Annotated in this window: 19 protein-coding genes; 4 read left to right on the top strand and 15 right to left on the bottom strand. The window is 53.9% G+C overall.

Translation table 11 applies throughout. From position 1 onward, the window contains the following. Positions 1-123: 123 nt before the first annotated feature. The gene (locus D9980_RS19295; RefSeq protein ID WP_162304291.1) at positions 124-513 is read right to left on the bottom strand and encodes a winged helix-turn-helix domain-containing protein; all 390 of its coding nucleotides are present in this window, start codon (positions 511-513) and stop codon (positions 124-126) included. Between the two features lie 476 nt (positions 514-989). Between D9980_RS19295 and D9980_RS19290 the strand changes: the two genes are divergently transcribed. Both D9980_RS19290 and D9980_RS19285 read left to right on the top strand, forming a co-directional pair. Then, complete coding sequence (locus tag D9980_RS19290) at positions 990-1,802, top strand: transcriptional regulator (RefSeq protein WP_121608160.1); 813 nt, start codon at positions 990-992, stop codon at positions 1,800-1,802. Further along, positions 1,792-2,235, top strand: coding sequence for a hypothetical protein (locus D9980_RS19285; RefSeq protein ID WP_121608159.1), 444 nt, complete (start codon positions 1,792-1,794; stop codon positions 2,233-2,235). The genes D9980_RS19290 and D9980_RS19285 overlap by 11 nt, the downstream gene beginning before the upstream one ends. A gap of 84 nt (positions 2,236-2,319) precedes the next feature. Here the strand turns inward: D9980_RS19285 and D9980_RS19280 are convergent, their stop codons facing one another. From D9980_RS19280 to D9980_RS19250, 7 genes are all read right to left on the bottom strand, one after another. Then, a complete protein-coding gene (locus tag D9980_RS19280; protein WP_238393651.1) occupies positions 2,320-3,198 on the bottom strand; it encodes an adhesin in 879 nt (292 codons plus the stop codon). Between the two features lie 224 nt (positions 3,199-3,422). Beyond that, a complete protein-coding gene (locus D9980_RS19275) occupies positions 3,423-6,014 on the bottom strand; it encodes a fimbria/pilus outer membrane usher protein (RefSeq protein WP_121608157.1) in 2,592 nt (863 codons plus the stop codon). Positions 6,015-6,075: 61 nt separating this feature from the next. Continuing rightward, on the bottom strand, positions 6,076-6,810 hold the full coding sequence (locus tag D9980_RS19270) for a molecular chaperone (RefSeq protein ID WP_121608156.1): 735 nt from the start codon (positions 6,808-6,810) through the stop codon (positions 6,076-6,078). Further along, positions 6,807-7,526, bottom strand: coding sequence for a molecular chaperone (locus D9980_RS19265; protein ID WP_121608155.1), 720 nt, complete (start codon positions 7,524-7,526; stop codon positions 6,807-6,809). The genes D9980_RS19270 and D9980_RS19265 overlap by 4 nt, the downstream gene beginning before the upstream one ends. A gap of 7 nt (positions 7,527-7,533) precedes the next feature. Beyond that, positions 7,534-8,094 (bottom strand): fimbrial protein, encoded by a 561-nt coding sequence (locus D9980_RS19260; RefSeq protein WP_162304290.1) that lies wholly within the window; start codon positions 8,092-8,094, stop codon positions 7,534-7,536. Further along, a complete protein-coding gene (locus D9980_RS19255; RefSeq protein ID WP_121608153.1) occupies positions 8,069-8,794 on the bottom strand; it encodes a molecular chaperone in 726 nt (241 codons plus the stop codon). Before D9980_RS19255 ends, D9980_RS19260 begins: the two co-directional genes overlap by 26 nt. A 44-nt stretch (positions 8,795-8,838) precedes the next feature. After that, positions 8,839-9,387 carry a fimbrial protein gene (locus D9980_RS19250; RefSeq protein WP_121608152.1) on the bottom strand — a complete coding sequence of 183 codons (549 nt, stop codon included), beginning with the start codon at positions 9,385-9,387 and terminating at the stop codon, positions 8,839-8,841. A 770-nt stretch (positions 9,388-10,157) separates the two neighbouring features. Here D9980_RS19250 and D9980_RS19245 point away from each other — a divergent pair. Together D9980_RS19245 and D9980_RS19240 are read left to right on the top strand one after the other, a co-directional pair. Continuing rightward, positions 10,158-10,439: a FaeA/PapI family transcriptional regulator gene (locus D9980_RS19245; RefSeq protein ID WP_121608151.1), complete on the top strand. Its 282-nt coding sequence runs from the start codon at positions 10,158-10,160 to the stop codon at positions 10,437-10,439. A 56-nt stretch (positions 10,440-10,495) separates the two neighbouring features. After that, positions 10,496-11,074 (top strand): LuxR C-terminal-related transcriptional regulator, encoded by a 579-nt coding sequence (locus D9980_RS19240; protein WP_121608150.1) that lies wholly within the window; start codon positions 10,496-10,498, stop codon positions 11,072-11,074. Between the two features lie 1,468 nt (positions 11,075-12,542). On the opposite strand, the gene D9980_RS19230 is transcribed toward D9980_RS19240, so the two are convergent. The 7 genes from D9980_RS19230 to D9980_RS19200 form a co-directional block, all read right to left on the bottom strand. After that, the gene (locus D9980_RS19230) at positions 12,543-14,042 is read right to left on the bottom strand and encodes a helix-hairpin-helix domain-containing protein (protein ID WP_121608148.1); all 1,500 of its coding nucleotides are present in this window, start codon (positions 14,040-14,042) and stop codon (positions 12,543-12,545) included. Positions 14,043-14,072: 30 nt separating this feature from the next. Further along, positions 14,073-15,674: a PP2C family serine/threonine-protein phosphatase gene (locus D9980_RS19225; RefSeq protein WP_121608147.1), complete on the bottom strand. Its 1,602-nt coding sequence runs from the start codon at positions 15,672-15,674 to the stop codon at positions 14,073-14,075. Beyond that, positions 15,674-16,714 (bottom strand): TerY-C metal binding domain-containing protein, encoded by a 1,041-nt coding sequence (locus tag D9980_RS19220; RefSeq protein ID WP_121608146.1) that lies wholly within the window; start codon positions 16,712-16,714, stop codon positions 15,674-15,676. The genes D9980_RS19225 and D9980_RS19220 overlap by 1 nt, the downstream gene beginning before the upstream one ends. A 239-nt stretch (positions 16,715-16,953) precedes the next feature. Then, a complete protein-coding gene (locus D9980_RS19215; RefSeq protein ID WP_021807360.1) occupies positions 16,954-17,592 on the bottom strand; it encodes a VWA domain-containing protein in 639 nt (212 codons plus the stop codon). After that, complete coding sequence (locus D9980_RS19210; RefSeq protein ID WP_024484436.1) at positions 17,589-18,233, bottom strand: TerD family protein; 645 nt, start codon at positions 18,231-18,233, stop codon at positions 17,589-17,591. Before D9980_RS19210 ends, D9980_RS19215 begins: the two co-directional genes overlap by 4 nt. Before the next feature lie 20 nt (positions 18,234-18,253). Further along, entirely contained in the window at positions 18,254-18,892 is a 639-nt protein-coding gene (locus D9980_RS19205) for a VWA domain-containing protein (protein WP_021807361.1), read from the bottom strand. Between the two features lie 304 nt (positions 18,893-19,196). Then, positions 19,197-19,670, bottom strand: coding sequence for an HTH domain-containing protein (locus D9980_RS19200; protein WP_024485080.1), 474 nt, complete (start codon positions 19,668-19,670; stop codon positions 19,197-19,199).

Here is a 19,670-nt window from a genome sequence, read left to right as displayed (position 1 = left end):
ATTGTACACAGGTGGGGGGACATGCATAGCGCTGTCCCAATGAGTTCTTTAAATGGGTACAGATAAATAGCAGAGGTGCTAGTATTTTAAGTATACGGATATGCATGGGCTTTCAATGGCGGCTCAGAGAGCTGCCCGATCGTTATAAATGCCTATAGACGAATTTCGTGGAATGTCTTGTTGCTCAATGAGTTTAGTGTTTATACATAAGCCATAGTTATGAATGGTAATGACAGTATTATTAGGAAACCCATTTTTTTCTAATATTTCTCGGGTCCGTCGCACCAGTTGGCGATAGTTACTCTCGTTTGCATCGTTTTTATCAATACCCCAGATATAATGGATGATGGTCTGCTTTTCCTGAATCTCATTGATCAGGCATAATAGCAGTTTGGCCTGGTTCTTACTCAGCTTTACCGCCTTTTGGCTATTATTTAATTTTAATGTTCTGTTTTCAATAATCAGGCTGTAATTTTTAAGTTTACTTTTTTCTTTGATTAACGTTTCCATCATGGCTTTCCTTGGGTGTGCAAAATCCCGCATGAAAATAAAGGGCTTTCATGGCAATAGGCGTAAGGCTTTTTTTTCAGGTTATTAACCTGGTTGTTAAGGCGTGATTTACACCCACAAAAATAAAGGTTATTGACGCCGTTAGGCTTGTGTTTCGTCAGTCTGCTCGCTCGGCTTTCGATAGGATAAATCTTAACATTCGGTAAATTGCCCTTTCTATATATACTTAATTTGAAGGGTTATATAAAATTTTATGCTGCATTTTTTATTTAATTAAGTTTTTATTCCGTTAATGGCGATGGTGGATTCGTTGGTTTACGCTGAAGGAGAGCTTCACACAGTATGTTGCTGAGATTTTTCCTGTAAGATTGCGCGCTGTTTTTCAAGCCGATGGAGGAGTGAAGAAAGAAGTGAGGAGGGATGAGCCCGTACAGGGGCGGTTGTCACGTAGATAAGTTCAGTTTTTTTGGGGAGAGGATATGGAGTGCATCATTAACGGGATTGTAAAATACAATTCTGATGATGGGACCTTGCTGAGTCCAGATAATGCGATTGATATGATCAAGCTCACCCGGGTGGTCAATGAGCTGTTGCTGTTGTTAATTAACAATAATCATAGCCTGTTAAGCCGGGAGACGTTGCTCAGAGAGTTATGGGAAAAAAGAGGCTTGAACGCTTCCGGTAATAACCTGAGTAACTATGTCTCTATACTCAGGAAGACGTTGGCGAAATGTGGTTGCCCGGGCTTGATCACCACCGTCCCCAAGCACGGTTTTTTGTTTGAGGCCGATATTACCCTGTTGGCGAAAACTGAAGAGCAACGGCCAGCGCCTGCGTTAGCAGAACCACAACCACCATTGGTGTTACCCGCTCCGGGCGTGGTGGCAGAGCAGCCGCCCGTTGCCCGCTCTTGGCTAAAAGGAAAAATGGCACTGTCGGCGGGCGGGATAATGCTGGTGGCATTTTTGATCCTGCCGAGTGTTTATGACCAATGGAGAATGAAATCATCACGCACGGAGGTGTTTACACTGGGGCAATGCAAGTTTTATCTCACCGATGATGTCACCCGTGGGTTAGATAAAGCCCGTATCATTGCGAACCTTAAAATGATTGTGAGTAATGAAAAGCTAAACTGCTTACAAAAAGCCAATGTCTATTATTTTGCCGAGAAAAAGGGGGATGCGTCTGGGAGAGTGATGATGAACGACCTGTTAACCTATTGCCCGTACGATGGTAAAGCACCCTGCGATAATTACTATATGTCCAAATATGAAAACGAAAATGAAAACTAAGCTCTTGGTATTGGCCATGGTAATGATGGTGGCTTGGGCCGTATATGCCGTTTGGCAACGCACCCTGCAGGACCGTGTTTTTGAATGTCGGGCGCAGTTGCACACCAAAATCGCTGGCTATAGCTGCGACAGAAACAGCGTTTTTGATGTGTTTATCTCTATGCACGGTAATGGGGAGGGGTATTTGTTGATATCCGGCACCTATGCCTGCCCAAATGCATCGCCAAAGTTGGCGGACGGTATCGTGGATTTTAGTTACAAAAAAGAGGCGGGTTATTACGCTATCCATATGGGAGAAAGGAATCCTGAACTTATCAATATTTTCAAGGTGTTAAAATACGACGACATCAAATTGAAAATCAACAGAGTGAATACCTGGGACTATATCCTTTCTTTGCCCAATCAAACGCTGATGATCTGCACAGAGGATTGAGCAAGGTGCAGGGTAGGTAGACGTCAGCTTCAATACGCTGGACGGCTGGAAAACTACCCCACCGTCAGCAGCGCCAAATGCGGCTCAGTTAAACGTCACCAGCATTTCTGTAGAGGCAGTGACCGCACCGAATGGCACGTTACTGCCTCCCGAACACAGCCGCCAGGTGAGCTGATTGGTCAAGGTTTTGCTGCTTTCCGCATTGGTGATACTGCCCAGTTTTATGAGGGAGTTATCAAAGCGTAAGCCGGTTGTGGCCTTACAGTCGCCACTGCCTGTCACCCCGTTATCAATTTCTCCGGTGATATAGCCTCCCCCCTGGTTTAATGCCAGCCGTGAGGGTGCACTGTTGTACAGGCCGCTGATGGCGCGGAACTGCAGATTGATATTGGCATTTATCTGGTCAGTAGGCTGCCCGCAGGTGGCAACCAGTTGCACGGGCTTCACCGCCAGTTCCGCATTGGCCTGGGTATTGCGAATGACCGATCCGAAGTTGATGGCCGTCGGGGTATTCACGCTACATTCCAGCGTAGAGATGCGCAGGGAAATATTGGTGGGCAGTATAGAGACGGTTCTATCCCCCGAGGGAGTGGTAGAAAAGCTGCCAAAATACATCGGTGGAATCGAGCCCTCACCAGCTCGTTGGGTACCGTCCGCCACCAGTACCCAGGAACCTGAGAGCGTTGCCGTACGAGAGCCCGAACTCGAGTAAAATGCCGTATTTATCGACATGGCAGGGGGCAGGCACCATGTATAGTTTGGTGGCGAGGTAATATTCCCTTGTGACGTTGAGGAGCCTCTGGTTTCCGGCTGGCCAATGGTGCCAGTCAACTTCCCCTGAGAATTGTTACTTAGGGTATAAGTGGCGCTACCCGAGGCCCGAGGCATCAATCCGACTCCAGGTACCCCGGTCAGTGGGAAGGCCAAATAGCCACCAATGTTTTTCAATTCATTTGAAGCCATACACCGGGTCGATGATCTAGAGACTGACAAGAGTCCGTATATGGGATTCAGTTGTGGATGATCGAGAGGGCCACTTAATGTCGCGTTAAACGGCATGCCCTCCCATAGGATCCCCGTGCCCTTGCCGATAGTGATGGTTTCCGCCAGAACGGGGGCAGCAAGGGGCATCATTAACGCCATGCTGGCGATACCGCATGATGCTGTCTTTATTAATCGTTGTTTCATCACTGTCCTTCCTCACATTGCACATTCAGCATGCGCACCGGATTGTTTGCTGATACTGCTGCCTTGCTCAGGTTGAAGTGGGCCAGGCACTGCTGTGCAGCCCCACGGCCCCACACCGCGCGCAATTTTCCCTGTTCCGGCAACCCGCTCAGGTACACCTGGCCGGCATCACCCACGATGCCGCTGTTGATCTCCGCCCCTTCCCCGGCCAGTGTCACGAGCGTGCCGAAGGGTACCGGCACGCCAGCCTGGGTCAGGGTTATCAGCGCCTGATAGCCGGTGCGTGGAGTAAACGTAGCCGCTACCACCGCCCCTTTGGTGGGATAGACATTGGTGCTGCTCTGCGGCAGGTCGACATCTTCCGGCAGCGTCGACGGGTTCAGGCTCACCGTGTTGTTCTGGTAAGGCGACAGGTACGGCACCACCGCATACCCGCGGCTGTCGGTACGGACTCCGCCGTTCATTACGCTCACCCCGGCAGCGCCCGGTGCGCGAACCACGGCTACTGAAGTGCCCAGTTGCTGGCTCAGCGTCACCCCGTTGGGGTGGACTACCAGCCCCCCGTTACCACTCACATTCAGCGAGTTATAGCGGCTGCTGTGGCTGTACCCGGCGCTGACCATGCCCTGGCTCCCCTGCCAACCCAGATTCAGGTTGCTGGTGCTACCCCCGTTGCCACTCTGGTTGTTGTTACTCCACCCCTGCATCAGGCTGTAGGAAAGGCGGTCTTCCGCCGCCGAGCCGCTCACCCCCACCTGTTGCCGCACACGGCCTTCACTGTCGTGCGTCATCTGGTAGCTGGCGTAGCTGCGATTGAGGGCAGGCTGTGCGCTGAACAGGCTGAACGGTACCTGCATATTGAACGCCAGCTGGCGGTTCTGCGGCCAATCCCCGTCGGATTTTATCCGGTCAACGCTGTAGGCCAGGCCATAGCTCACGCCGTGCCAACTGCCGGTGTAACCCGCCGACAGGGTGTTGTTCACCTGCTCATCGCCCCAGTAATCACTGCGCGCACCCGACAGGTACAGCGATCCAAAATCCCCCAGTTGCTGGGTTACCCGCACCTGGAAATCCGAACGCTGTCGGGCCAGTGCCCAGGGCACCTGGCCTTCACTGAGCTGATAACCGCTGTTGTTGAAGTCGGCAAAGTTGTAATAGTGCCGGGTGGAGTAACGATAAGCCGTCAGATCCACCGAGGTGCCCGTGCTGAGCAGGCTTTTGGCATAACGTACCCGGTATGACTGGCCGCTCTGTCTTTCGTCATACATGCGGGCCGATGAGAGGGTCACGTCTGCCGACATGGCGCCGAAATCCCCCAGCGAAATCCCGCTGCCCGCCACCGCCGAGGCGTATTTCTCCGCTATCAGCCCGCCGCCGTACAACGTGATGTCATGGGGCAGCCCGTAAATCAGGGTGCCCAACGCAAAATGGGCCTCTCTGGAGCCGGTGGTGATGCCACCGTTGTAGCGCCCAGCGGTCAGTTCGTATTTCAGCCCACCTGGGCGTTGCATCACCGGCAGAGCAGAGAAGGCCTGGGTCCAGGTACGTACGCTGCCATCCGCTTCGGTTACCGTGACCGTCAGGTCTCCCCCTTGGCCGGTCTGGTACAGGTCATTAATCCGAAACGGCCCCGGGGCGACATACGACTGGTACACCACGTTACCGTTCTGGCTGACGGTAACCCGTGCGTTGCTCTGCGCAATGCCGCTGATCACCGGGGCAAATCCCCGCAGGCTGAGCGGCAGCATGTCTTCGCTGGAGCTCAATTTCACCCCGCGAAACGGAATGCTGTCGAAAACGTCATTGCCGGTGTTGTTCTCCCCAGCCAGCACATCCGAACGCCAGGCCTGGATATCGCGTTGCAGATAGGTATTTGAGAAACGGGTTTGCTGGTTGCGTTGCGTGTCGCCATAGCCAGTGCGGCTGTGATTGTAGGTGTAGGTCATGTCACTGCGCAGGCGCCAGGCCTGCCAGTTCAATCCGCTGTGCAGCCCCAGGAACAGGTTGCTCTGTTCGCTGGTGGATTGGCCCGATTGTCCGTCTTGGCGGCTGCGCCCGCCGTTGAGGGTATAGTTGAGTAAAAAAGCGCTCATGCCCTGGTCCCATAGCGCAGGGTTAACCACGCTGCTGGCGTCCGGCTTCATCGCTACCTGGGGAATGCTGAGTTCCAGGCGCTGTTGCTGAAAATCAAAGTGCACCCGGGCATCAGGGATCAGGGTGGCCAGGTCACTGACGGGCTTGTCGACCGGCAACCCGCCAAAAGTGGGCAATGCGGGGGTATTGATCCCCATCTCCGCCAGGAAGGCCGGGGTCAATTCCGGGCTGACCTGGCCCTTGTCACCCGGGGTGAACACGACGCGGTATTGGCCACGTTCGCTACGGTTGACCAGCACCGTCACCAGATAAGTTCCCGGAGGGGTCTGTCCGGCGCTTTCAAACGCACTCAGGTCGGTGACGGCTTCCAGGCCACCACCCAGCGACAACAGCGCTGGGTCAAAGTAGTCGCGGCCCCAGGCTGGAGACGTGCCTGCAATCAATGCGCTGCCCACCAGGAGTGGGGAAAGAGCAAGGGCAAGAGGGTGAATTTTCATGGTTATCCTATCCGTCTGAAAGAACGTGGCTCCCCGTAACGCGCCAGGAAGGGAGAAATCGTCAATCCTGTTGGGCAACCGGGGTATCCCAGCCATCTTCATCAATCAGCTGCCAGCTGACTTTCCCGCTCGCGGTGGCGGGCAGGGTGTAAGACTGCTTGCCGAAAGGCGGCACCATCAGGCGCAGAGCCGGTTTGTCCAACGCCACATTCCCCACCGCCAGGCGGGAGAAGGTGAGCCAGTAGGGGGTCGGGTTGGTTGCTGTCAATTGGTCGCCTGCCCGGCTGAAGGTCAGCTTCGGGGCCATGTCTGCCACGGCGCGTTTCACCAATCCCGCCGGGCGGTAAAACAGTTTGATATTGCTCACGACTGTCATCACCATCTGCTCAGCGTCGGGCTGTTGGGTGGGCAGCGCCTTCATGGAGATAAAAAACACCGATTCGCGGTCGTTAGGCAGCGGCATATCGTTGCGCCGGATACGCAGCGCCAGTTCACCGTTCGCTTCCAGGCGAGCCAGCGGCGGCGTGACAATAAACGGCATCACCGGGGTGCCATGCCAGTTCAGATCGACGTCCCCGGTGGCCGGATCGACCGGGCGGATCCATGACTGCATCAGGTACGGCGCCGGGCTTTTGTTGTAGGTAGTCAACGTTACGCCCTGCTTTTCGCCCTCCGGGTAAATCACCCGCAGTACGTAAAAAGAAATCCCCGGCGAGGCGTTGTCCTGAGCCTGTGCCAGGCCCATTTTGTTGACCAACAGGCATAGGCCCATCAGAAGATAAATCGGGTACTTCATGGTGTAGTCTCCGTGGAGGCTGAGCCTGTCTGCTGGCAGGACTTGGAGAGCCCACCATGGTCGGTGAGTGTCTGCCAGGCCACCTTATTCACCGGCCCGTCAACGGCCAGGGTGATACTGCTGTGCGGAGGCACCATCGCCGGTTGTTGGTCTAGCGCCACGGTATGTCCGTCAACGGCCAGCATCCCCAGAGTCTGAAAATACCCGGTGGGATTGATGGCCCGCACGCCGTGTGCTTCACGCTTGAACGTCAGCAGGCAAGGGGTGTTGTCCGCGGGTAACGCCAACCCTTGCGGGCGATAAAACAGCTTGATCACGAAACGTACCCCTACCGACAACCGATCGGCCGCCGTTACGGGCTCAGCCTGTGCAGGAATGGCCGAGATAGAGAGATAAAACAGGGATTCCTGGTCGGTGGGCAGCGTGGCACCCTGCGGCAATAGTCGTAGCAGTTGGCGGCTATCGCCTTGCAGCGAGAACAGCGGTGGCGTAACGATAAACGGCGCGGGGGTCGGATCGTCCAGGCTGTTTTGCACTCGGGCCTGGACCAGATAAGCCTGTTGCCCGCTATTGCTGACGGTGAGGGTTTGCGCTTTATCCGCGGAAGAAAAAATAACGCGTGTCTGCCCCAGGCTGATGCCGCCGCTCCCGGCCTGTGCAGACAGGCTCAAAGTGAGCAACAGGCTTGCTAGCACCTGATGAAATCGCTGTGTCATCGGGCCCTCACTGATAGAGAAACGTAAACATCAGCGTGGCCGTCACGTCACCGGTCGCGACCGTGGCACACCCGGTGCTGCCGCCACAACTGGCACCGGCATAAAAGGTGAACGTCTGGTTGACCGGTATCTGTCCGGGGTTCGCCAGTGAAATCACGCTGTTGTTTTTGACTTCGGGCTGGCTGTAGTCCGGCACGGTGGCACTCTGGATCACCAAGATCCCGGTATTCGCCGCCGATCCGGCATTGCGAAACAGCCATTTGCTGTCTTGGGTGGTGCCGGAGCCGGTGATAGTCACGACAGGTTTAAGGCTGCCACCCGCGGAACCGGTGCAATCCTGCACGGATAGGGTAAAGGGCTGTGGAGCAACCAGCTGGTTTGGGCGCAGCTGGGATTTAGCGATGACACCCAAAGGCAGAGTGCTTCTATCCAGGCTGAGCGTGCAGGTGCCATTGGTCAGCACGGCGGAGAAATCCAGCGTTACGGCCTGCACCGGGGCGGATACCGCTCCACCACCTGCCAGCACTACAGCCAGCGCGGCCTTAAGGTAACGTTGCGCTGAACGCATCGGTGCCTCCGGTATCATTAATGGTCTGCCACTGCACCCGCTTGCCGGTTGCCAACGGTGTTTTAACCGGCCAGATATGGTTGCCGAAAGGGGGGAGCATGAGTGCAGCCGGCGTGTCCAAGGCCAGTTGTTGCCCCCCCACCTTCAAGTCGGCCAGGCTGACAAAATAGGGAGAGGGATTGGTCACCTTCAGCCCGCCAGCCACGCGGGAGAACTGCAACTCTTTTTGGGCGGCGGCAGAGGAAACGCTCAGGCTCGCAGGCCGGTAGAACAGCTTGATAATGTTGCCCACGCCGAAACGCAACTGGGCCTGCACGTCATTACGTTGTTGAGCCGGATCCCTTTGCGTACTGGCCGGGATCGCGGTGGCATGCAAATAAAACACCGACTCCCGATCGTCAGGTAGCGGCTGGCCGGTAAAGGCGATACGTAACTGATTGGTGCTTTGAGGTTCCAGACGGAACAGCGGTGGCGTCACGGTGAACGGGGCCGCGGTCTGTGCATCCTGTTTACCGCTGATAGCCGTTTGTACCAGGTACGGTTCGTGGTTAAGGGTGTTGCGTACCGCGACGTTGATACTGCTGGCCCCTTCAGGATAAATCAGACGGGTGGCATTAATGCCAAACCCGGCGGACCAGCCTGCCAACGGTGCACCCAGCAGGGCCACTAGCAGCGAAAACAGGGAGATAAAGCGCGTCATATTGCGGATCCTGAAAAGGCGGGCCATCGGCCCGCTGGAACACATCAGTTGTAGGCAAAGCTGAACAGGATTGGGGCGCTAACCATACCGATATCTGGCGTGAGGGACGTAGAGGCCAAACCAGCCTGCAGGCTCAAGGATTTCGCGTTGAAATCGCCCGCTTCCGGGGTCTCACCTGCTTTGGCTACCGATAATTTCTGGCCGGCGGTAATGTAGGTGGTTGGTGAGGTCACTTCACTTAACATGATGCCGGTATTGGTGCCGGTGCTGTTAAAGATGTTCGGGTTGCCCCCTAGTGTCTGGCCGGTGACGATCAGGCTTGCCTGATCGCCTGCTGCTGCCGGGGTTTCACAGTTGCTCAGGCCCACGGTGAAGGTTTTTATACTCTGGGTCACCGGGGTGGCGACTGCGGTGATTGCGGTTTTGGAATAGTTACCCAGGTCCAGGCTAGCGTTGGAGAGAGAAACGTCACAGGTCGCTGCGACAACGTTGGCGGTAATGGTCATCTGGGCGTTAGATGCGGCCTGAGCCACGCCAGATCCTGCCAACAGAGCTGCAACAACCGGGGCCAGAGTAAAAATAGACTTACGCATAATGAATTCCTTATTTACGTATTAAAAAAGTGAATAAAATCATTTCGTAGCGGATTATTAGCCACGAGCCATCATTTATCTGAACAGTCCGAGCAGACAAAGCACCTTCAATAAGATCATCACTACTGATACCGTCAGTTTTTTAAGAAGTGAGCAAAGCATCCTGATGCTATTTCCATGCGTTTTTTAAGCCAAGACTATGCCCTAATAGATTGAGAGAGGTTGGCTATCCATCAAGCATGAAAGACTTGTTGTGCTGCTGTCTTTCCATCATGGAATACACAGTTTGGCTGAGCTGGAAATGGAGGGTTTTCCGCACTCTATAATTATCTAAATCGAAAACAAAACCTTTCATTTTGATTTTTCATTAAGATTAATCTCTCAGTGGTAATGATATATTTTTAGGATACTTCCCGGTCGCTCATTGAAGCCGGGATTATTACGGCCAACCTTATTTTTTAAAAGTTTTTTTGATGAATAAAGAGATTTTGCAATAATTGCCTTGGCAGGTGGTTTTTATGGCTAAATTGCGAGTTATTATCGTATGTATCATTATGTTTCCGGTATATTATATCGCAAATTTAATTTAGTCAGATTTAAAACTCGTTATTGTACCGTTTATGAATGCTTTCATCCGATGTGGTATTAAATACACTCAGAAAGCCAAGCAAACAGGACCTGCATGCCGTTTGCCGCTTTGATCAGTGGGCTTTGGCCTGTAACACGGGCTTATTCATCACGAACGCTCGTAAGAGAAAAGGTTTAACCTAATGAAATATAAGAAACATAATGCAGCCTTCGACAAGGTTCTGACGGCGTTGCAGGTGTTGAGCCGTGTTGATTGCTGCCCTCCCGATACATTGCCACCTAGAGATAAATGGCCCAAGACCCGGGATATTGCCGATTACTGTGATACCAACATTTATGTGTCCCGCTACTACCTGATGAAACTGGTAAAGAAAAAGAAGGCGCATGTCTCATCGGTGCCAGACCAAAAGAGCTTACGCTGGTGTATTGCAACACCTACCCGGGGTGGGGATATATCCCAATGATGTATCACATCATCAACGGTGTCATTTAAAAAGAATCAGGCAGTTAAGGTGTCAATATGAACTCACGCATCGTTATTGCTCTGTGGGGCAAAAATCTCTATTTCTTACAAGGTATTCGCCACCTTTTTGAACGGTATTTTTATCTCCGGGGAGTATCCCCTCTATTTGTTCATGCAGATTGCAATGATATTATTCATCTGAAAGTTGCGGATCTGATTGTCAGCAGCAATGCCAGCTGGAGGGGAGAAGGGTATCAACGCTACCAAATCTTCCTAATACGGAACAAAAATACAGAAGGGGTCACCTATCAACAGGGAGAAATCGGCCTGAATGATAAACCCGAGGCGGTGATGCAACTGCTGGATAGGCTGTTCGACGTGCGGCTCAATAATAATGCCCCCTGCGTACCTGACTACGAAAAGATCACTCGGCGAGAGCGAGAAGTCTTGCAGGCGATAGCAGCAGGCTTATCGCCTACACAGATCGCCAGAAAGTTGCAGATCAGCACCAAGACCGTCAGCGCCCATAAGCAGGCATCCATGCGAAAATTGGGATTCCAGCGCAGTCACGATCTGTACCATTGGTTGTGGCAAGGGAGCCCGGACATATCGAGGAGCACAGTGGGAGAGGGATGATGCTACTCTGAATGCTCCCAGCCCTAAAGGGCTAGGCTTCCCTCTTCCCAGGCAGCAACCGTCTGTCTAATAAACAAGGTATTAGTTGCATACCTGTTTTTGATTCAAAATTAAAAAGCGAATTAACTCTATTAATATCCCCTTATCAGGTTTTTGTTGTGTTTTTTTTTGTTTTTTAGAGTAAAGAAATAATAATTAATATTATTTGGTGTTATGTTCTGATTTTTGGTTTTTTGGGGTATATTTTCGGGCATAGACATGTTCGTAGGTTTCCACATCTCCTTGGTGCTGCCAAAGGTACAGGAAAATGTAGTCTTCAGTTGTCGTCGATTAGTATTCCCCTTGCGTTGAGATCACCGCAAACGACGGTATATGCAGCCGAAGAGATGTGGTTAGTGCGTGCCAGGATATTGCACTAGATGAAAATTTGATAATCAACCTTTACATCCAATTAGCGCTGGATAGGATAAAGTAAGAAACATGATGAGATTGCTCTTGGTTTCACTACCCTTGGTTTGTGCCTTGTATTGCCCCCTTGGTCTGGGCTTCACCGTTCTCAATAGTACCTCCGATGACGTTGACAATGGCACTGGTACTACAGCATCCACCATCCAATTGTTAGGGGGGTTCACTGACCAAGCTCCTTATGGGTCTGGACAGATCGTCGTATACGGGTGCTACAGGCAATCTTTCCCCAATCCGTGCTCTGGGAATGCCAGCAGGGTTGGCAACTTCTATTGGTACACTGGTAGGTCTGAAACTCCTGAGGCTATAACCGCTTGGCTAAACAGAGATCGGCCCCAGCTTACCAGTTCGAATCCGACTGGCTACAAAAAACAAATCTGTATAGGCCGAGGGCGGAAGGACGTAGAGGTTAATCCGGCGGCTTACTGCACATGGGTCGACGGTATAGCCCCTGGGGGGTCATGCACGGTCGCGAACCAGATTTTGATTGACCATGGCCCGATTAACGTCGGCAAACTCAACGGCCAGCGTGCAGAGAGTACGATTAACGTAGTCTGTTCCGGGACCGCCGGGTCTGGGTACACTCTATCCCTGATGGGGGAGGCCCAAAATGGTGATGGTAGGATCCACCCCGATCTTCTATCCCGCATGTACATTGACGAGACCTATGTTGCCGTCAACGGGGTAGGTTTCGTGGCGAAGCCGGCAGCCAGTCGGTCGTTCACCTTATCGAGTGTTCTAATTGACCGTGGGATTGCCACCGGCGGTGTGTACCAGTGGTCAGGTGTGCTAGTGCTGAACCTGATCTAGGATATTACTGTCTCTATGGGAGTGTAGTGATGCGATGGACGCCAGCTTAACCTTTCTTTTCTGGGGGCAAACCCTCACTTCTATGGGAGCCAGCGCCTTTAGCCGTCGTTAAGGGATAGCTATTATTGCAGTGCGAGGTGTGCATTACCTGTAATGCTACACTCCGCACTTATCAAATCACTGACATCTGCCGTTAGTTTTCCACCAACTGCACCACTACCAGCCTGCCGCCTTCTTCGGTGGAAAGCACAAACTGAACCCCATCGTTCAGTGCCAGCTTGTCACCGATCGCCACCGGGGTTTTATCCGGCAAGGAGAGCAGCCCGCTGATGCCTTCATTCACCAGCCACCACTGATCGTTATGGAACACGAAATAGCCTACGCGTTTTTTCTGCGCGTCTGGCGTACGTTCGTTGGGGGCGATCAGGCGGTTAACGTGCCAGGCATAAATCGACTGGCCGCTCCATACCATCAGGCGATGATCGTCGGGGCGGAAGCTCCCGGCTTTACGCGAGGAATAAAGGTTCAGGATCGGCAGCTTACCCTTGAACGGTGTGCCGCAATACGGACAGGCCGGGCGGTTTTTACCGGAGAACACATACCATTTCTGTTCGCAGGCAGCGTTTTGACACGGCTGGATCAGATCGACCGTTTTCACCAGCGCCGTTTCCCACTCATCGGCGGTTGGCCGCCTGGTGGGTTCGTGCAGGCCTTCAATAAACGCCCTTTCAAACAGCGGCGTCAGGTAGGGGCCCATAATGGTGTAGGGCACTTTCTGCGGATCGGCCCAAGGCAGCGAAGAAGGGCTGACCTGGTTGAGTTTGACCGCATTGCTGTGATCGGTCGGGTGTTCAATAAACAGCGCCCTCTCACCCATCGCCAGCGATTCGTCGCGCATCTCGTCGTCCATGTCATGGATCTTGCCGCCGCGCAGCGGGTGGCGGAAGAACAGATACATGTAGATCAGCACGGATAACGCATGCCTGTCGGTGGCGATGCTTGGCAGTATGCGCTGCGGATCTTCTTTCGGCAGATGGCTGGTTTTCACCACTTCCGGAGCAATAAAGTCCGGCGTGCCGACCACGTCTGGGGGATATTTGCCTGGTACCACCAGTCCGTCGACGTCAATGATGCAGGCGTGGCCCTGCTCGGGGTCGATCAGCACGTTTTTATAGCTCAGATCGCTATGGCACAGGCCAGCGGCGTGCATACGCCGGACTGCCCGGGTCAGCAGCAAGCAGACCTTCAGGTAATTCAGGGTGTTGCCGCGTTCTCGCGGATCCAGAAACTTGTTCTGGTTATTGGCGCTGGCGAACCATTTACCTTCCTTCTCGCGGCCTTTAATCCCCAGGAAGTCGTTATTCTTGGAGCCGTACTTAAAGAAGAAGTGGCTCTGGTAGGTAGGCACTACGATGCCGATTTTGCCGTCGTGTTCCACTATGCTGGTGGGCCAACAAAACAGCCCTTGCCAGTAATCGCCACCGGCTTGCTCAAAGATGTTCTGCCGGTAGCGGCCAGTGATCATCTCGATGCGTTCTTTCGCCTGCTCGTTCTGCGGCTTCTTATAGAACGCCACTACGTATGACTTATCCGGTGAAAAGTAGACGTCCTTCATGGAGCCGGAGCCGATGATCTCATCGACATACTGGATGGTTTCGCCATCCCTGGTGGTACAGGTAACAATATTTGCCATTTTACTCACCCGCTATGTAGTCCAATCCATTCACCACGCCACGATAAGGGTCCGATCGTCGTGATTGCCCGGGGAGAAGAAGTTCAGCCATTCGGCCAGCCGCTCTGCGGGCTGCGAGGGATCGTTCAGGCAGGGCGTCAGCTCCGCGATCAGGTCATCCCACTTCTGGCTATTTTGCAGGCCATTATCCGTTTCAAAGCGGGGATCGGAGACGCCGTCTGTCATCAGCACCAGATGAGAGACCTCAGTCCATTTACCGATGCTGATGCGCTTACTGAAGTTCGCATCGTTCACGGCATCGGCATCCAGGAAACGCGTTTGGCCCGCATACTCACCGCTGTCTGGCGTGCCCAGTACGCGCACTTTGCCCACCGGCCCGTAGGCCGCAATGGCACCGTCGCCCAACCAGAATGAGGCGGCGAACAGCTCGGCCCCGGTACGGAAGGAAACGGTGACCAGCAGCGTGGTCGAATAGGATTTGGCGCTCTCTTCGGCCCGGATGGATTCATTGCTGATATTGTTGACGGCCATGATCGCGGCCTGGCGGAACAGGCGATTAAACGCTTCCCAGACTATCCGTTGATCGTCAGTTCCCCAGTTTTCAACGCAGGCTTTGAGTTCCAGCCCTTTGTCGCTATTCAACAGGGTAGTCAGGTAGTCGCCCACGGTTTGAGTCGCGATGCGCGAGCCCTCGCGCGAGTTTTTAGCGCTACCGGCTCCGTCTGCCACCAACATGATGTTCCAGCCGGTGTCGCTATTGCTGGCGATGTAAAAGTCATCATCCCGGAAGGTGCCCGCATGCTCATGGGAGCGCCCTCTGCGGCTGGCTGCCACGATGTTCACGCCAGGCCCCTGGATCAACTGATGGGCGACATGCGGTTTGAAATAGCGCGAATCGGCAGGCGGCTCGAGGATTTTCCACAGGCTGCGCGGGTCGGGGTTAACGATAAAAGGCACTTGGGTGGAGCATTGCGGCGCAGTAGGGCAAGACCAGGTGACCGTGATGTCAAAATCGCCGCTTTCGGTGGCGGTTCCTGCCAGTGAAGAGGTCGCCGGATCAAAGGTGATACCGATATCTTTGGAGAACGCGACGGCCAGCACTTCGGCGGTCGTTCCATCATCCAGCACGATATCGATTTCAGAATGGAAGGGAACGCCGGTACGGGCATTAGCCACGTTGATTTTTGCCTGCGGCTGAATGTTCTGCGGCGTGCTAATCGGGGTAGCGGTGCCGGACGGGATCTGGCCTGGCTTCAGGTTTTCTTTGGCGGTTTCTTCAGGCAATGTGGCATCTCCTTGCACTTCCAGCGGCTCAAACGGTGCTTTTTGCCAGCCGTCTGGTGTTGGCTGGTCTGCGGTTTCTGGGGCGGCAACAGGGATGTCATCGCTCTTGGTGAGGACCACTTTAGGTTCGTCGGCCAAGGTATCGTCATTGGCAACCAGCGGCGGAGCTTCTGTTGTCTCAACCGTTGCGGGGGTCTTGGCAGTCACTTTGGTGATGAGGTTGGTCAGCAAGGTGCCGATCTCATCATCGGCTTGCAGGCTGGCAAGCTGGGCGTCATCCGTCGTTGCGCCCGTTTCTGCCAGGATCAGCATGAGTACGTTCTGGCGCAGTTTCTCCACGTCTTGCATCAGCCTTTCCCTCGCGTCACGTCGAAATCAGAGTCGCCGCCGTTTTCCCTGAACGTCAGCCCCTTCTCGCACCACGGGCAGATAACGTCATCGGGCCCGTTGACGCACAACAGCTTGCCGCAGGTACACATTGCAAACGCGCTGGCATTGCCGCAGTACGGGCAACCCGGCACGCCGTGCAGTTCGCTGGTATTGACCTGAATGGCGGATGCCGATTCGTCGCTCCAGGTAAAATAATCCTCATCGATCGGGAAGCAGCCGTTGAGGTTGAAGCCGTTGATATTGAGCTTGAAATCCAGCGAGGAGAGGTTGATGGCCGGGCGTTCGTATTTCATCAGATAAGGGCGGCGTGACTTGCTGCAACGGCCCGTCAGGGTGACGCAGTTTTCGTCGTAGGCTCTGGCAATATCGTCTTTGGCCAGCCGTACAATGTGATCGGTGTGGGTGAGCAGCGGAGGTGCATCTTCCCCCACGCTGCGGCTGTGCGCAGAGACAGACGCGGTGATCCACTTAATGAACTGGGCGAAATCCCCTTCCTGACTGTCGGTGAACAGTAGAACGTTGTCGGTCAGCTGCCGCAGGATGTTCATATCCGCCGAAGGGCCAAGGCCGATGGCGATCAGGTTGACCTTATTGGCGTAGTTTTCTTTCCAGCGCCTGATTTCGGGGGCGGTATCGTCCGTAGGGCGACCATCGGTGAGTAAGTACACCACCGGTTTCCAGTCGCCTTTGCGTTCCTGGGTGGTTTTTCTGACCTGTTGATCCAACTGACGGGTGAGTTCCCGCAATGCCGCGCCCAGGTTGGTACCGCCGCCGATCGGCAGGCGAGGGGGATAAAACGACACCACCTCCACCAGCGGTACGATGGTTTTTGCCACCCCGGCGAAGGCAATCACCGATATCCAGGCGGTCTCAAGCGCGTGGGGATCCTTTTTCAGGTCGCTGACGATCCTTTGCAGGCCATCATTCATTTTCTTCAGGCTTTCCCCGATCATGGACTCTGAGCAGTCCAAGACCAGGAAGATGGGCAGTCTTCTCATGGTTAAAAACCTCGTCAGGCGGATGCGTCTTGCAATGCGCGTCATGGGGCAATGAAAAAACAGGCAAAGCTCCGGGTAGAGGCTTTGTCTCAGATTGATGACAAACTGGCAACGTTGCTGAATTTGTAGGAGTTGCGCTGTGTGACCCTTGCTAACTCATTGATTATACAAACGGGCGCAGCATGCAGCGCCCCTACGTTGTGAGTCCAGTGACCGCAGTCTCAAGCTTTGCCTGTTGGCTACAGAACCAGCTGTATTTCCGGTGGTGGTGGCGGGAGGTTATCCTGCCCGGCGTTAACACCCGCACTGGAACTGCCTGACGCGACGCTGGCCGACACCCATTTGAAGAAGCCGGAAAATGCCGTTGAATCCAGAGTTTCGAGAGCCACAACCTGAGAGGTCAGTTGCTTGAGGTGTTCATGTTTGGCCTTCGGTCCGACCGCACAGGCGATAATGGAGCCGAAGGAACGTTTTTTGACTTCTTTGATCGCCTCGCCATAGGCATAGCTGTCTGACGGGGTGCCATCGGTCATCAGGAATACCAGCGGCCGCCAGTCGCCTTTCTGGTCGCCATCGGAGCGGTGGATATCCCGATCGACACATTTGATCAGGCACTCAAGCGCGGCCCCGGTGAAGGTGCCACCCGCGCTGGGGACGACAATGTCGGAGAACTGGAACTCTTCCAATGAGGTTAGCGGGATAAACTCCCGGGCTTCGTTATCAAAGGTGATGATGGAGATATGCACGCTTTCCAGCGCATATGGATCCTGGCGCAGCGCGCTCATCATTGACTGAATGCCCACGTTAACGGCATGGATAGATTCCCCGCGCATCGACCCGGAGGTATCAATCAGCAGGTAAACGGGTAATCTTCTCATTGTAGGTAGTTCTTCAAGTGGGACACGAAGGAGTCGGACTCGGAAGGTTCGCCAATGGCGTTCAGCTTCCAGCCGGTGCTTTCACGCACCAACTCGGCAAACAGCATGGAGCGCTGACCATCAAAGGCGGCCCCGCCCGAAAGATCGAAACGTGCCATCTCAACGTTTTTGGCATCCACCGCACGGATAAAGGCGTTTTGTACCTTGCCGAAGTGCTGTTTCAGCTCCTGGCCGTTATAAATCTGCACGATGAAAACGATTTTTTCGTACTTGGGATCGAGGGAGTTCAACTGGGCGATAATCTGCTCGTCATCACCATCGCCCGCGCCGGTGCGGTTATCGCCGGTCAGCCAGATGTGGCCAGACTTATGGCGCAGGCTGTTGAAGAAAATGATGTCCCCGTTAACCAGCGAAGGCCGGCCGTTTTCCACATCGCCCAGATCGGCGACTTTGCCTTGGGCATTACACAGGAAGGCGATGACGTCGAGATCATACTCCGGCTCTTTCTTGCCAAACAGACCACCCAGCAAACCTTTCTTCTCTTCATTGATATCCCAGCCGAGCCCAATGGTGACTGAGGAAAGGTCGTGTTCGTTTTTACGCAGGCTGACGCTTTGTCCTTTACGCAAACTGACTGACATAAAATCTCCTTGAAAATGTTTTATAGAACAACGTTAACTTCGGGTGGTGGTGGCGGTAAATCGTCCAGGCCAATAACTTCCTTTTTACCTGACTCGACTTTCTGGCTGCCGACGGAAATGCTGGCCGACACCCATTTAAAGAAGGCTTTGATCGAGGTGGAGTCCGCCGTATCCAGCTGGAGCACGATCTCGGTGATTTCTTGTAGTACTTTGGTTTCGGCACTGTGGCCAGCGGCACAGGCAACGACCACGCCGGTTCTGGCGGCTTTAAAGTCGCTGACGCCTTTGCGCCAGTCATCCGTTGGCGAGCCATCGGTCATGATGAACACCAGCGGGCGCCAATCACCTTTGGTCTCGGCGGTGGTTTTCTGCACTTCGTTGCTGATGCTGGTGGCGACCAGTGAGAGGGCCTCACCCAGCGCGGTGGTGCCGCTGGCCACCAGTTCTGGCAGCTTGAAGCTCAGCAGATCGGTGAGGGGCACTGCCTGGCGTGCGGAGGAATCAAAGGTAATGACGGAAACATAGGCGGTTTCAAGGGCGTAGGGATCTTGTCGCAGGGTGGAGAGCAGCGTTTGCACCCCATTTTTGACCGCTTCAATGGGTTCGCCCGTCATGGAGCCCGAAGTATCAAGTAACAGATAGACCGGAAGTCTTCTCATCGTATTCCCTTATTGAGTGCCGAGTTTACATAATAAGTGTTCTGGTCGTTATCTCAACAGAAATACCCACGTTTGCAGGAGTGGATTTGTTGATTTTGCGATCGCTTTATCCCCTCACCCCGACCCTCTCCCACAGGGAGAGGGAGCCCGCGCGGAGTTGTGGTTGGGGCGGGAGTTGATCTTTAACTTGGAAGTAAAGAGGAAATTCGATCGGTCCCCTTATCCAAGGTGCGTTACCGAGCTTTCAGATCTACTCGATCGGTCCCCTCTCCCTGTGGGAGAGGGTTAGGGTGAGGGGACGGTATTACGGCTTCTGCTTGCTGGCCTGAATGCTGCGCACCAGGTCGTCGATACAGCGCTCAACAACCATATCCACCGCTTCGCTGCGGGTCGTTTCCGTCACTCTGGATAAGCGATCGATTTTGCGTAGCACCGACATTTTCAATGACAGCGACACGGCTTTCTTCTTCTCTTTATCCAGATAGACCCGGCTGACGGTTTCGCTGGTCTTCAGCTCCGAGTTAGCCGCCAGCGCATCTTGCATACGGCGAAACGTCTTCTTGTCTAAATGCCCAGATGCAGTCAACTGATAGGAGTGAGTGGCCTTGCGGTATTTGATCTCCGCCTCGTAGGATTCCCTCAATTCCTTAAGCACGCGTGTCAGGGTTGGCCCCGAGCAGTCTAACTCAGTGATGATCTTGTCTGCGGATACGGGTTTACCCGCACTGAGTAAAATGGCCAGCTTATAGATCCGTGCCTGTCGCGTATTGAGTTGCAT

This window comes from Serratia sp. 3ACOL1 (genome assembly GCF_003668775.1).
Taxonomy (GTDB): Bacteria; Pseudomonadota; Gammaproteobacteria; order Enterobacterales; family Enterobacteriaceae; genus Chania; species Chania fonticola.
This window is presented reverse-complemented; position numbering and strand designations above follow the sequence as displayed.

Excerpts from the sequence above, each read along its gene's own strand:
- D9980_RS19295 (WP_162304291.1), bottom strand. The coding sequence starts at position 513 with ATGATGGAAACGTTAATCAAAGAAAAAAGTAAACTTAAAAATTACAGC.
- D9980_RS19290 (WP_121608160.1), top strand. The coding sequence starts at position 990 with ATGGAGTGCATCATTAACGGGATTGTAAAATACAATTCTGATGATGGG.
- D9980_RS19285 (WP_121608159.1), top strand. The coding sequence starts at position 1,792 with ATGAAAACTAAGCTCTTGGTATTGGCCATGGTAATGATGGTGGCTTGG.
- D9980_RS19280 (WP_238393651.1), bottom strand. The coding sequence starts at position 3,198 with ATGGCTTCAAATGAATTGAAAAACATTGGTGGCTATTTGGCCTTCCCA.
- D9980_RS19275 (WP_121608157.1), bottom strand. The coding sequence starts at position 6,014 with ATGAAAATTCACCCTCTTGCCCTTGCTCTTTCCCCACTCCTGGTGGGC.
- D9980_RS19270 (WP_121608156.1), bottom strand. The coding sequence starts at position 6,810 with ATGAAGTACCCGATTTATCTTCTGATGGGCCTATGCCTGTTGGTCAAC.
- D9980_RS19265 (WP_121608155.1), bottom strand. The coding sequence starts at position 7,526 with ATGACACAGCGATTTCATCAGGTGCTAGCAAGCCTGTTGCTCACTTTG.
- D9980_RS19260 (WP_162304290.1), bottom strand. The coding sequence starts at position 8,094 with ATGCGTTCAGCGCAACGTTACCTTAAGGCCGCGCTGGCTGTAGTGCTG.
- D9980_RS19255 (WP_121608153.1), bottom strand. The coding sequence starts at position 8,794 with ATGACGCGCTTTATCTCCCTGTTTTCGCTGCTAGTGGCCCTGCTGGGT.
- D9980_RS19250 (WP_121608152.1), bottom strand. The coding sequence starts at position 9,387 with ATGCGTAAGTCTATTTTTACTCTGGCCCCGGTTGTTGCAGCTCTGTTG.
- D9980_RS19245 (WP_121608151.1), top strand. The coding sequence starts at position 10,158 with ATGAAATATAAGAAACATAATGCAGCCTTCGACAAGGTTCTGACGGCG.
- D9980_RS19240 (WP_121608150.1), top strand. The coding sequence starts at position 10,496 with ATGAACTCACGCATCGTTATTGCTCTGTGGGGCAAAAATCTCTATTTC.
- D9980_RS19230 (WP_121608148.1), bottom strand. The coding sequence starts at position 14,042 with ATGGCAAATATTGTTACCTGTACCACCAGGGATGGCGAAACCATCCAG.
- D9980_RS19225 (WP_121608147.1), bottom strand. The coding sequence starts at position 15,674 with ATGCAAGACGTGGAGAAACTGCGCCAGAACGTACTCATGCTGATCCTG.
- D9980_RS19220 (WP_121608146.1), bottom strand. The coding sequence starts at position 16,714 with ATGAGAAGACTGCCCATCTTCCTGGTCTTGGACTGCTCAGAGTCCATG.
- D9980_RS19215 (WP_021807360.1), bottom strand. The coding sequence starts at position 17,592 with ATGAGAAGATTACCCGTTTACCTGCTGATTGATACCTCCGGGTCGATG.
- D9980_RS19210 (WP_024484436.1), bottom strand. The coding sequence starts at position 18,233 with ATGTCAGTCAGTTTGCGTAAAGGACAAAGCGTCAGCCTGCGTAAAAAC.
- D9980_RS19205 (WP_021807361.1), bottom strand. The coding sequence starts at position 18,892 with ATGAGAAGACTTCCGGTCTATCTGTTACTTGATACTTCGGGCTCCATG.
- D9980_RS19200 (WP_024485080.1), bottom strand. The coding sequence starts at position 19,670 with ATGCAACTCAATACGCGACAGGCACGGATCTATAAGCTGGCCATTTTA.